Source organism: Gardnerella sp. Marseille-Q9691, from assembly GCF_046507715.1.
Taxonomy (GTDB): Bacteria; Actinomycetota; Actinomycetes; order Actinomycetales; family Bifidobacteriaceae; genus Bifidobacterium; species Bifidobacterium greenwoodii.
In genome coordinates this window covers 126,414-139,082 of record NZ_JBKFXI010000003.1, presented here as the reverse complement: position 1 = coordinate 139,082, position 12,669 = coordinate 126,414, and the positions used below count along the sequence as shown (strand labels likewise).

Genomic DNA, 12,669 nt, shown 5'->3' with positions numbered 1-12,669 from the left:
GAGGAACAACAAAATTAACAGCACTACTACCAGATTGACATTGGAACGTTATACCTTCTACCGCATTATGCACATTAGCAGAATCTGGCAAACAAATATAACCAACATAAACTGGCAACTGCGTTACAAATGATCTGAATATAACAAGCATTAAAGAGGGAAGGACTACGGACAATAAAATTGCAACGATTGCAACAATATAATGCCTACCTTCAAGCCAAGCGCGAAAATTATTTTTCATGCTTATCACCAAGTTCCGATAAGACTTGTTGTGGAGTTATGCGGCATTGATTAAGTTCTTTAACATGATTTTTTACAAATTGTTTCAGCTTAGCATCATCAGCATTATTAATACTCATAGCCACTTTATCGTTTGCTTCACCTGTAATAAATCCATATGACCCATACACATCATTACTTATACGAGAAGGAAGCTGAGCAAGCAAAAATGCTGTAACAGAAGCATTTGAATCAAGATTCTTTTTTACATATACTTCTTTCATAGCACTTGATGCACATTTTGCAGGCACAAATCTTTGTAACACTTCTTGAGCGATACCAGTCATATCACCATATTTCTCAGAACGCCTAACAAATGTATCTGTTTGTTGTTGAATAACAGTAGCTTTAAGATTACGTAACTTTATTAAACCACTATTAGTAAGATTCCAAGATTTTTCAGTATTTGTTGGAGTAAACGCATTCCCCAGTACAAGCACAATTCCTTTGCCTTGCGAATCTCTCTGATTCTTAGGAAACCAAGAAGCAACAGTTTTCAAATGTTTAACAGCACGAAGTTTACGAATATAAGCTTCTTCAGGATGTACACAAACAGAAAAAGCAGTATCTTTAAACGTCGTACACTGAGGCACAAAAGGTCCAGAGCGAATCCAAGGTTTTGGACCCCACATAGCTATACAACAAGCACATACTATTGGCATAATTAAAGAAAGACTTATTGCTTTTATGCGCCAATAAGATCCCTTTTGCCAAAAATATCTAATATGCGCGCAACAAAGAATGCATGAAACGATAACAACACACACAAAGAATATGCGCAAAGTCACCAACCATGGGTTCATACGCAAACCAGGCTCAGCACCAATACCAGCATCCGACACTGGAAGTATTGCGTATAAACTACTACCCCAATATCTAGGAAAAATATCTCCTTGAGGTATGGCGCCATTACGCATTATAATGACGCCATAAATACAGCACCAAATTATTGCAAAAGATAATAAAGCTGAGAATACAATTGCCCAACGATTGCCAATAATTACTCCTAAAGTAAAACCAATTGCAAAAAATGCACTTGGCGTCACGCCTCCACATAATAGTGGAAAATACGGGAAATTTGTAATATTTACATCACTCTGAATTACTGTTGGCAATATACTTACGCAATATAACAAACTGCACAGTATAGCGCCTTTTAGTATAGGAATAGCGTAACGACTGGCTGATTTTCCTGCACACCACGCAGGATTAACCAAACATCTAGGCGAGCAAGCTTTACATGAACACCATGCGCCAAAAATGCAAGCAACAATATCAGACAAACAATGCATCCACGTGACATCAATTCTTAGCCAAAGCGCATAATTATTATTATGCGCTAAAAAATTTGCCACACCCAAAAAAATAGGATATGCAATCAAAAATAAGCTAAAAACACAACTGCTTATTAGAGATAATGGGGACATAATATGTGAAACAATTGTGCACTTCTTATGATTTTTCGTAAAAAATCTGAATTCAGTTAAAAAGTTAGAATATTGACGCATATTTAATCACATCCCTACTTGCTACCACATTAACAAAATAAGAAACTATACATATCTAGTTACTGCTACTACTAATTTTTATGAAATTTAGATAGCAAATGTCTATACCCTGATTCCCATGGAGTTACCATAAGATCTTCACGATTAGCATATTGAAGAAGATTATCCATTTTCCCATCAAGCAATATAATTCCTTCATTAAGAACTATAACCCGATCCGCAATTACTGCTAAATCTTCTACTAAATGTGTACTGACAATAACAGTATGCTTTTGCGAATAAGACTTAAGAAAATTACGAATATCAATACGCTGCTCAGGATCTAAACCAACAGTAGGCTCATCAAGTATTAGTACTGCAGGCTGACTAGCAATCACACAAGCAATACCAGCACGCTGACGCTGACCTCCTGATATTTTAGCAACGATGCGATGTGCTTGTTTTTCCAAGCCAACCTGTTTGAGAGCATTCCAAGCAGCTTGATACGCAGCTCTCCACGATAAACCTCGCGCCCATGCGGCATATTGAACATTTTTTAACACACTCGATGCATTCATAAGTTCAAATGATTGTGGCAAATAACCAATATTTGACCGAGCTTTAGCCCTTTCCGCACGACAAGTTACATCAAAGCCATGAACAAAAAGTTTTCCACTAGAGGGAGCATAAATCGTCGCTATAACGTTAAGCAGAGTAGTTTTCCCAGCACCATTTGGCCCCAAAAGACCACATATGCCAAAAGATAAATCTATAGAAAGATTATGCAAAATTTGTTTCTTCCCATACGAAAAATTCACATTAACAAGTTGCACACCTGAGCCCGTATATGATTCTTGCATATCTCACCACTTAATAACTAGACTACTTACCTACAACTTCGTATATTTTCTCTGTCTATTCCAACTACAGAACCACTCATCTGAGCATAAGCTGAAATTGGCACAGCATAAGCAATAGTAGCAAGCGCAACTATTGCAAATCCTTTCTTTGCGAACATATTCGTATCTCCATTTTCAATCTGCTTCATAACGTATTCAGCCCTGAATACGTACACTTATTCTATAAGAATTCAATATAAAAAAAAAATAGATTTTTATAAAGAACAATTAAAATTTTAAAAGATACGCATATCCTATAATGCCAATTATCAGCAATAACTCGAAAAATTAAGGGGGAAATCCACCTTTTTGTTACAAGTTAATTCTACAAATATTTTTTATTCAGATACAAAAATAGCGTGCCGTCTACTGGAAAATAATCCAATAAACAGCACGCTTTGTTTTATTTGACTACATTATTTGACTACATTAAATAATGCATAGATTACGCAATCTTGAGAGTTACATGGTCGTCGCTCTCTGCACAATCCGCGACTACGCGTGCACCATCATGCACCTTTCCAGAAAGCAGCAATCGCGCAAGCTGATCGCCAATTTCCGTTTGAACCAATCTACGCAACGGACGAGCACCGTAAACTGGATCATAGCCATGCTCTGCAAGCCAAGCGCGAGCAGAATCACTCACATCCAAGCTAATGCGGCGATCACTCAAGCGTGCAGCCACTTGACGAACTTGAATATCCACAATTCCACCAAGCTCTTCGCGGCTCAACGGATGGAACATAACAAGCTCATCCAAACGGTTAATGAACTCTGGCTTAAACTCAGCGTGAACAGCGTTCATAACAGCCTTGCGTTTAGCAGTATCGTCCAAGCCTTCTTGCACAAGGAATTGCGAACCCAAGTTTGATGTCATAATCAAAATCGTATTCGTAAAATCAACCGTTCTACCCTGACCGTCAGTCAAACGACCATCATCCAAAACCTGCAACAAAACGTCGAATACTTCTGGATGCGCCTTCTCAACTTCGTCAAAAAGCACTACAGAATACGGACGTCTACGCACAGCTTCAGTAAGCTGGCCGCCTTCCTCGTAGCCAATGTAACCAGGAGCAGCACCGATTAGACGCGAAACGGAAGCCTTTTCCATGTACTCGCTCATATCAATGCGAACCATTGCACGCTCGTCGTCAAACAAAAAGTCGGCAAGAGCCTTAGCAAGCTCCGTCTTACCAACGCCAGTAGGACCCAAGAACAAGAAGGAACCAGTTGGGCGATTAGGGTCTGCAATTCCAGCACGACTTCTGCGCACAGCATCCGCTATAGCCTGGATTGCTTCGCTTTGGCCAACAACGCGCTTAGAAAGCTCTTTTTCCATGTTGAGCAGCTTCTCATTTTCGCCTTGCATCAAGCGACCAACAGGAATGCCCGTCCATTCGCTAACGACTCCAGCAATAGAATCAGCATCAACCTGATCCGGAACCATTGGCTCTTTCGCTTCACTCTTAGCGTTAGAAGCCTCAGACTCCGCTTCTTCCAAAGCTTTTTGAATGCTTGGAATTTCGCCATACAAAATACGGCTTGCTTGTTCCAAGTTGCCTTCACGCGTGAATTTGTCGGCTTCTACGCGCTTAGCGTCGAGTTGCGCTCGCAAATCACCAACCTTGTTATGGCCAGCCTTTTCCGCATCCCAACGCGCTTTCAATCCAGTAAGCTTTTCGCGCGAGTTTGCTAATTCTTCCTGCAACTTTTCTAAGCGTTCGCGCGCAGCAGCATCTTCCGCCTTCTTTAATTGCATTTCTTCCATTTCAAGACGCGTAACTTTGCGCTGCAATTCGTCGATCTCTTCTGGCTGCGAATCAAGCTCCATGCGCAAGTGAGCTGCCGCTTCATCCACCAAATCAATCGCCTTATCTGGAAGCTGTCTGCCAGTAATATAGCGGTTTGAAAGCGTTGCTGCAGCTACGATTGCATCGTCACTAATCGTCACCTTGTGGTGTGCTTCGTAACGTTGCTTAAGTCCACGCAAAATCGTCACCGTGTCTTCAACAGATGGCTCGCCAACAAACACTTGCTGGAATCTGCGTTCAAGCGCCGAATCCTTTTCAATATGCTCACGATACTCGTTAAGCGTAGTTGCACCAACCAAGCGCAGCTCACCGCGCGCAAGCATTGGCTTAAGCATATTGCCAGCATCCATTGAACCTTCTGCAGATCCTGCGCCAACAACAGTGTGAATTTCGTCAATAAACGTAATAATTTGACCGTCCGATTGCTGAATTTCCTTCAACACTGCCTTTAAGCGTTCCTCAAACTCGCCGCGATACTTCGAACCTGCAACCATCGAAGCCAAATCGAGACTGATAAGACGCTTGTTTTGCAAAGTCGTAGGCACATCTCCTGCAACGATTCGCTGAGCCAATCCTTCTACAACTGCCGTTTTACCAACGCCCGGCTCTCCAATTAGCACAGGATTGTTCTTCGTGCGGCGAGAAAGAATCTGAATCACGCGGCGAATTTCCTGGTCTCGTCCAATTACTGGGTCGAGCTTTCCTTCGCGAGCGCGCGCAGTCATATCAACAGAATACTTTTCGAGCGCTTTGTAGTTGCCTTCCGCATCTGGACTCGTAACTTTCGCGCCACCGCGCACAGTTGGCACAGCCTTACGCAACGCGTCTGCAGAAACGTTGTGCTTTTTGAAAATATCCGCAACAGCGTTTGGCGCGCTAGCAACCATGCCAATAAGCATGTGTTCCGTAGAAACGTATTCGTCTCCCATTGCGCGCATTTCTTTTTCTGCCTGGCTTAGCGCAGCCAAAAGCTGACGACTTGCATCTGGCTTAGTTGTAGTTGAACCAGTAGATGAAGGCAATGCCACTAATGCGTTACGAATTTCAGAACCGATTTGTTGCGCGTCCGCCCCCGCCTGAGCAATAAGCGCGCGAACGACGCCCTGCTCTTGGCGAAGTAAGGCATCCGCCAAATGCAAAGTGTCAACTTGCGCATTGCCAGCAGCCGCTGCACTTTGCACAGCGTCGCTTAATGCGTCTTGCGCTAAGGTTGTAAACTTTTGTTCCATATCTACCTCATTTCCACGAAAGCTCTAAAACACATTTCAGTTAAGTCAAATCGCTGCAACTTTTATTGCAACCTTTATTGCAACTCTCGTTGCAATTTCAAGCTTTTTGACGATACTTTCGAGTTCTAACGAGCTTTCAGTTTCATGTATCTGATACGTATAACAGATTTTCCTATAACTTTATTCCTAAAACTTGAGTGTACTAGACTCAAGTTTTGTTTTCAAGAACTTTCAATCGCAAATAATTTACGCAAATAATTTAATTAAGCAGCAAGCAAAGTTTAGTTAAGTATCAAGCAATGCTTAATTAAGTAGCAAATATGTCGTAATCTTAAAAGCATGAGAATTGCACGTTTTTCGTATAATGAAGTTCCGCAATACGCTTTCGTTCAAAAAGACGAAACCGACGGTAAAGATTATTTAGTAGCGCTTGAAGGGCATCCTTTAAGCCCGCAAGGAGTTAAGCCAACTGGTAAACGTTACGCGTTGGATGCGGATGGCGTGCGCTTGCTTGTGCCTGTAATTCCTTCAAAAGTTTACGGATTGGCAAAAAATTACGATACGCGTTCTGATGACGAGCGCGCTACTTCTCCTGCGGCTTCTTCGCATACCGCCGCAGATATGGTTATTTTTACAAAGCCGAGCACTTCTGTAATTGGTCCTGACGATCCGATTGTGATTCCTGCTTGCTCAAACGACATGAATTTTGAGCCTGAAGTGGCAGTTGTTATGGGCAAAATCGCCAAAAATGTGACTGCAGATACCGCAATGAATTACGTTTTTGGCTTTACTTGCGTAAATGACGTAACTTTACGAGATTGCGCAGGAAGCGACCCAATGTGGACGCGCGCAAAAGGTTTCGACACTTCTTGCCCACTTGGACCTTGGATTACAACCGAGCTAAATTGGCGCGATGCACATATTTCATTTACGCTTAATGGTGAAAATGTGCCAGAAGCCGACGGCACTACAGCTCGACTTATTCACAGTATTCCTGAGCAAATTGCTGCGATTTCAAGCTTCTCAACGCTTCTTCCAGGAGATGTGATTTTGACAGGAACTCCATACCCAGCTGGAACTTTACGCGCTGGTGACGAAGCGATTGTGCACGTAGATGGTATTGGCTCGCTGCGCAATGTGATTGTGCACGCGTAACTAAAATCATCAACTTAACTTGAAACTTTGACTTAAAACTACACAAATGCTCGTGGGCCAAAGATTGCCGAACCGATTCTAACCATTGTTGAGCCTTCGGCAATCGCCCACGCAAAATCACCAGACATTCCCATCGAAAGCTCTAATTTTGCAGAGTTTCCATCATAATCTTGCGCGAGTTGTTCACTCACACAATCTCGAATTTCTCGCAATGCTGCAAAACCGCTTCTCACTATTTTTTCATCATCCACGCGCGCTCCAAGCGTCATAAATCCGCGCAAATTAAGCGCCGGAAGACTAGATATAGCGAGCGCTTCGTCAATCGCGCATTCTGGCGCGCACCCCGATTTTGTAGCTTCTCCCGAAACGTTCACTTCCAGCATAACGTCTGTGCAAAGTCCCAAATTTTGCGCGCGAGCAGATATTTTTTGCGCAAGATCAATGCCGTCAACCGACTGAATACCATTTGCAAGTGGCAAGACTTTGTTTATTTTATTGCTTTGCAGCTGACCGATTAAGTAGAGCGGAATTTCGCTATTTATGCAGCCATTTACACCAACGCTTAAACCTTCTCGAGCAGCTTGTGCGCGTAAAATTTCTGCTTTTGCAACAATTTCTTGCGGGCGATTTTCCCCAATTACGCGCACTCCAGCTTTAAGAGCTGCCATAATTTCGCCAACATCTCGCGTTTTAGTTGCGGCAAGTAGCGTAACCGACTCAGCTTTGCGACCATAATGCGATTCGGCTTGAGCAATGGCGTCTTGCACGCTGTGCACGCCGTCGGCAATTTGACGCGCACGAACACAATCGACCTCAGTATTCGCTAAATCTTTTTGCGTCATATATGCCATTTATTGCCCCAATCTATCAAACCTAACTACATAGTTTAGTCAAGGAAGGGCACGGATTTGTCAGCTAAGTTTGCGCGAACAGAATCCCACGGCGTGTCAAGGCTTTTAAATAACGCGAGAGCATCTGCAGAACTCATATCTGCAGGCTGATTTTGACCAGGATTTTTGTATCCCAAAAGATACATGCAGTAGCCGATTATACGCTCTGCGCTCCAGCCAGCTTCTCGAAGCGCACCAACGTCTAGCGAGTGCTTACTTTTTGCGAGCCGCTCGCCTTGAGCGTTATCAATTAGCGGCAAGTGCGCAAATTGCGGACGCACGTAATGTGTACCGTGAGCCGCAAAAAATCCCGATTTTTCAAGCAACTCACCAATCCAAATTTGAAGCGCAGTCGAACGAAGCAAATCACGTCCGCGCACAATATGATTTACTCCGCTCAAAACATCGTCGACAACAACCGCAAGTTGGTATGAAAAAACGCCATCCGCGCGGCGAATCACCATATCCCCCAAATCGCGATTAATGTTAAACGATTGCGCACCAAAAATCGCGTCTTCAAAATCAATATTTGCTTGCCTCGAATCAGCCGAGGGAACAGCAAGCCTTAAAGAATGTTGCTGATTATTTTGCAAACGCTTTTCGATTTGTGCCAAACCTTCCGCAGTTTTGCGAAGATTTCTGCACGTACCCGGGTAGCGTATGAAACCGTCGCCTTCTTGCGGAGCTGCAATCGCGCGAATATCGGAACGCGAGCAAAAACAAGGGTAGATTAGCGAATTTCCGTCGTCGTCTTGCAAAGATTCTAGCGCCTCGAGAGCTTCTTGGTAGATTGCAGTTCGCTCATGCTGATAAGTCGGCTCACCAACCCAATCAAGGCCGGCCCACTTCAAATCTTCGATAACTCGCGCGCTAGCATCTTTCGGCATTCGCGCAATATCAAGATCTTCCAAGCGCAACAGCATTTGGCCGCCTTGCGATTTTGCAGAAAGCCAAGCCGCAAGCATAGCAACCATGTTTCCAATATGCATGCGTCCGGATGGAGTCGGCGCAAAACGACCAATTGCAATAGTTGACTTCGAAAACATGATTTCGTCTTTCTTTATAAACGCAAACTTGAAAAACACAAGCTTACAAAATAAAAAGCGCGTAACGCATTCATACTAGCATTACGCGCTTCTTACAATCGCAATAAACTGCAACCAATCGCAATAAACCGCAATCAATCACAGTTACAAGCAAATGTTTTATGCAAACAACGACTTATACATAACCACGCCCAATATTGCGCCGGCAATAGGAGCAACAACTGGAATCCACGCTTCACCCCAGCGAGAAGATCCCTTGTGTGTAATTGGCAAAATTGCGTGAAGCAAACGTGGCATAAGATCTCGAGCAGGATTCAAAGCAGGACCAGTTGGGCCGCCCATAGAAGTCACCAAGCCCCAAACAACGAAGCCGACAACAATTGAAGCGCCAGCCAAATTCCCATTACTCCATGGAGACTTAAGGCAGCAAAGAGCTGCCAAAACAAGCACAAGCGTGCCAAAGAATTCGTTAAGGAAGTAGTTAATTTTGTTGTTATACGCATCCGTAGTGCAGAAAGTGCCAAGAATAGCTCCCGGCTCCTCAGTTTCGTTGTAGTGCGGCAAATAAGTTACGTACACAATAAGCTGACCGACCAATGCACCCAAAAGCTGAGCGACAATATAAGGAGCTACATCCTTCCATGGGAACATGCCGTTTACTGCTTGCGCAATTGTCATAGCAGGATTGATATGCGCGCCGGAAATTCCGCCAAACATGAGCACTGGGAACATCACACCAAAACCGTAACCCATAGCAATATTAAGCCAACCGGCATGGTGTCCTTTAGTATTTTTTAATTCAACGTTTGCTACAGCACCGTTTCCGAAAATCATAAGAATAGCAGTGCCAATAAATTCTGCAGCCAACGTTGCCATAAACGAATGTTGCATGGTCCTTCGATCCTTCTTACCTGTTTCAAACTCCACACACGTAATCACGCGTAAATAAATTCACAACTCGCAATTGCGATTAGCACAGCATGGAACACAATACATTCTCATTTTCAAAGAAGCTAAGAAAATGAATTCCAACAATTATTCTTTGATAGTTTCCCTTATGCGCGCGACAGTCTGCGCGAGCAGTAAAATCGCCCTCACATCAAAAGAGGCCCGCCACTTTGGCGAGCCTCTCATTTACAAAAACAATATTTGCGGTTTCATCTTCACAACATCCTCGTTGCAACGGTTAAAGTCTTAAATATCCCGTCCAACGTCCACGGATTCTATATCCATACACTTTTGTGGGTTACCGCTATCTCTTTTTTGTTTTTGTAATTATTATTATCATCGTTTTTTGCCTGATAGTAAAGCTCAAAATAGCATTTGTTCACATATTGTCAATACTGTTCAATTGCACTGAAAAAATCGTAACTATTGCACACTTTTGTGAATATGCAAAGGTTATCATGTGCGTTTACGTTCGAATTAAGCAAATGCCGGCGTGTCGAATCACCCGACACTCATTCGCACACTTCCCTTACAGCGCATACAATTACAGAGTATGGTACAGATTTTTGACGCTCCCTCAAAGGCGATACTGCGCGGTCAAATTGCCGAACACATCGCCGAAGATGAAAAGGCAGAAAAGCGTGAAGCTCGTGAGGGTGAGCTACCGTTGCCAAAAGATCGTTTCTTCGACCGCGAGTTAAGCTGGTTGAAGTTCAATCGTCGCGTGCTTGAGTTGGCACAAAATACCGATTTGCCGCTACTTGAACGCGCTAATTTTGCTGCTATATTTGCGTCAAATCTCGACGAATTCTTTATGGTTCGAGTTGCAGGATTAAAGCGCAGAATAGATTCCGGAATAGCAGTAACTGCAGCATCCGGCTTAAGCCCTCGTCAGCAATTGCGCGCTATTAGTGAGGTCACTCACCGCCGCCAAGATGAGCACGCTCACTATGTTATTGAGCACATTCTTCCTGAGCTTGCAAAGCAGCGCATTGTTTTACTCAGCTGGGATAAGCTTACAGAATCAGAAAAGGCGCGTTTGTCTGATTACTACAAAAAGCAAGTGTTCCCTGTTCTTACGCCTCTTGCAGTGGATCCTGCTCACCCATTCCCATACATCTCCGGCAAGTCTATTAACTTGGCTGTTATCGTCGAAAATCCAAATTCTGGAAAGTCGCATTTTGCGCGCGTAAAAATTCCAGATAATTTGAATCGCCTTGTACCAGTTGACGATTTAACAGACGAAGAAGGTCGCGAAGAGCGTTACGGCTTCATTACTATGGAAAAGCTGATTGCAGCACACTTAGAATCGCTTTTCCCAGGCATGATTATTAAGGAAGCTCGTTCCTTCCGCGTTACGCGTAACGAGGACATTGACGTTGAGGAAGATGACGCAGAAAACCTGCTCAACGCTATGGAGAAGGAACTCCTTCGCCGCCGCTTTGGACCGCCAATTCGTTTGGAAATTTCTAACGAGGCCAGCCCATTCCTTTCTCAGCTTCTTGCAAATCAGCTTCGCGTAAGTCCTGAGGAAGTTTATCGCTTGCCGTCGCCGCTTGATATGACGGTATTGTTTGAATTGCAGGCGCTTGATCGCCCAGATTTGAAGTATCGTCCGTTCATTCCTACTACGAACCGTCAGATTGCGGAAGTTGAAACTAGCCACGCGCAAGATATTTTCGCCTCGATTCGCGAGCATGACATTTTGTTGCATCATCCTTACGATTCGTTCTCTACTTCCGTGCAAGCGTTCCTCGCGCAAGCTGCTGCAGATCCAAAAGTGCTTGCAATTAAGCAAACTTTGTATCGTACGTCTAGCAATTCGCCAATTATTGACGCTCTTGTTGACGCAGCTCACGCCGGCAAGCAGGTGCTTGCGCTGGTTGAGATTAAGGCACGATTTGACGAGGATGCGAATATTGCTTGGGCTCGTAAGCTTGAGCGCGCAGGTGTTCACGTTGTGTACGGCATTGTTGGTTTGAAGACTCACTGCAAGCTTTCGCTCGTGGTCCGCCAAGAAGCAGAAGGATTGCGCCGCTACTGCCACGTTGGCACAGGTAATTACAATCCTAAGACTGCTCGCCTTTACACAGATTTGGGATTGCTTACTTGCGATCCTGTAGTTGGCCAGGATTTGACTCGCTTGTTTAATCAGCTTTCTGGTTACGCGCCAAAGTCTAGTTTCCACCGCCTTCTTGTTGCCCCTCGAACAGTTCGAACTGGTATTATTGCGCGAATTCAGCGCGAGGAAGCCGCAGCTCTTGCTGGAAAGGAAGCTTGGATTAAGATTAAGGTCAATTCTGTGGTTGACGAGAAGACTATTGACGCTTTGTATCGTGCTTCGCAAGCTGGAGTAAAGATTGATATTGTTGAGCGTGGTATCTGCTCGCTTAAGCCTGGAATTGAAGGTTTGAGCGAGAATATTCGCGTTCGCTCTATTCTTGGCCGATTCCTTGAACACAGCCGTATTTACGCGTTCGCTAATTCTTGCGGCCCGCAGATTGGTGACGGCCCTGCAAGCGGTCCAGAAGTTTGGATTGGTTCGGCTGATTTAATGCACCGCAATCTTGACCGCCGCGTTGAGACGCTGGTTCGTATCAGCGCTCCAGATCAGGTTGAAGCTTTGATTCAGTACATTGATTTGCAAATGGCTGATTCTACTGTTTCGTGGTGGATGGATGGCGACGGCACGTATACCTTGCATTCTCGCGATAAGGAAGGTCGTCCACTCGTAGACAGCCAGGCTTACTTAATTCACACCCACACGCGTAAGCCTCGCGGTGCGAACTAATCGCAAGCAACTAAAAAACGATAAGCAAGAGCCAGATTCAGTAACATGTTTCTGGCTCTTGTTGTTTCTGGCTCTTGTTGTGTTTGTTACTCCTTCTAAACCGCCTAAATCTCAAGCGTTCCAGTAGCCAAAAA

Annotated in this window: 9 protein-coding genes and 1 pseudogene; 2 read left to right on the top strand and 8 right to left on the bottom strand. The window is 44.1% G+C overall.

The genetic code is table 11. The annotated features are described in order from the left end of the window. From ACLD6A_RS05995 to clpB, 5 genes and pseudogenes are all read right to left on the bottom strand, one after another. Window positions 1–241: pseudogene (locus ACLD6A_RS05995) on the bottom strand (hypothetical protein); the annotation flags it as partial. Further along, window positions 231–1,787, bottom strand: coding sequence for a hypothetical protein (locus ACLD6A_RS05990; RefSeq protein ID WP_375169176.1), 1,557 nt, complete (start codon window positions 1,785–1,787; stop codon window positions 231–233). The gene ACLD6A_RS05990 and the pseudogene ACLD6A_RS05995, both read right to left, overlap by 11 nt. A gap of 71 nt (window positions 1,788–1,858) precedes the next feature. Then, a complete protein-coding gene (locus tag ACLD6A_RS05985; RefSeq protein WP_410313835.1) occupies window positions 1,859–2,626 on the bottom strand; it encodes an ABC transporter ATP-binding protein in 768 nt (255 codons plus the stop codon). 26 nt (window positions 2,627–2,652) lie between these two features. Next, entirely contained in the window at window positions 2,653–2,841 is a 189-nt protein-coding gene (locus tag ACLD6A_RS05980) for a hypothetical protein (protein WP_410313838.1), read from the bottom strand. Window positions 2,842–3,110: 269 nt separating this feature from the next. Next, complete coding sequence (gene clpB, locus ACLD6A_RS05975) at window positions 3,111–5,705, bottom strand: ATP-dependent chaperone ClpB (protein ID WP_410313834.1); 2,595 nt, start codon at window positions 5,703–5,705, stop codon at window positions 3,111–3,113. Between the two features lie 339 nt (window positions 5,706–6,044). Here clpB and ACLD6A_RS05970 point away from each other — a divergent pair, with 339 nt between their 5' ends. After that, the gene (locus ACLD6A_RS05970) at window positions 6,045–6,860 is read left to right on the top strand and encodes a fumarylacetoacetate hydrolase family protein (RefSeq protein WP_119522357.1); all 816 of its coding nucleotides are present in this window, start codon (window positions 6,045–6,047) and stop codon (window positions 6,858–6,860) included. A gap of 38 nt (window positions 6,861–6,898) precedes the next feature. Here ACLD6A_RS05970 and ACLD6A_RS05965 read toward each other — a convergent pair whose 3' ends face one another. From ACLD6A_RS05965 to ACLD6A_RS05955, 3 genes are all read right to left on the bottom strand, one after another. Continuing rightward, entirely contained in the window at window positions 6,899–7,711 is an 813-nt protein-coding gene (locus ACLD6A_RS05965) for a YggS family pyridoxal phosphate-dependent enzyme (RefSeq protein WP_375169179.1), read from the bottom strand. 35 nt (window positions 7,712–7,746) lie between these two features. Next, window positions 7,747–8,796, bottom strand: a complete 1,050-nt coding sequence (gene gluQRS / locus ACLD6A_RS05960; protein ID WP_375169180.1) for a tRNA glutamyl-Q(34) synthetase GluQRS — start codon at window positions 8,794–8,796, stop codon at window positions 7,747–7,749. Between the two features lie 159 nt (window positions 8,797–8,955). Continuing rightward, window positions 8,956–9,687, bottom strand: a complete 732-nt coding sequence (locus tag ACLD6A_RS05955; RefSeq protein ID WP_375169181.1) for an MIP/aquaporin family protein — start codon at window positions 9,685–9,687, stop codon at window positions 8,956–8,958. Between the two features lie 610 nt (window positions 9,688–10,297). Between ACLD6A_RS05955 and ACLD6A_RS05950 the strand changes: the two genes are divergently transcribed. Continuing rightward, window positions 10,298–12,535, top strand: coding sequence for an RNA degradosome polyphosphate kinase (locus tag ACLD6A_RS05950; RefSeq protein WP_004105851.1), 2,238 nt, complete (start codon window positions 10,298–10,300; stop codon window positions 12,533–12,535). Window positions 12,536–12,669: the final 134 nt, after the last annotated feature.

Coding starts and splice junctions, on each gene's coding strand:
- ACLD6A_RS05990 (WP_375169176.1), bottom strand. CDS start 1,787: ATGCGTCAATATTCTAACTTTTTAACTGAATTCAGATTTTTTACGAAA.
- ACLD6A_RS05985 (WP_410313835.1), bottom strand. CDS start 2,626: ATGCAAGAATCATATACGGGCTCAGGTGTGCAACTTGTTAATGTGAAT.
- clpB (WP_410313834.1), bottom strand. CDS start 5,705: ATGGAACAAAAGTTTACAACCTTAGCGCAAGACGCATTAAGCGACGCT.
- ACLD6A_RS05970 (WP_119522357.1), top strand. CDS start 6,045: ATGAGAATTGCACGTTTTTCGTATAATGAAGTTCCGCAATACGCTTTC.
- ACLD6A_RS05965 (WP_375169179.1), bottom strand. CDS start 7,711: ATGGCATATATGACGCAAAAAGATTTAGCGAATACTGAGGTCGATTGT.
- gluQRS (WP_375169180.1), bottom strand. CDS start 8,796: ATGTTTTCGAAGTCAACTATTGCAATTGGTCGTTTTGCGCCGACTCCA.
- ACLD6A_RS05955 (WP_375169181.1), bottom strand. CDS start 9,687: ATGCAACATTCGTTTATGGCAACGTTGGCTGCAGAATTTATTGGCACT.
- ACLD6A_RS05950 (WP_004105851.1), top strand. CDS start 10,298: ATGGTACAGATTTTTGACGCTCCCTCAAAGGCGATACTGCGCGGTCAA.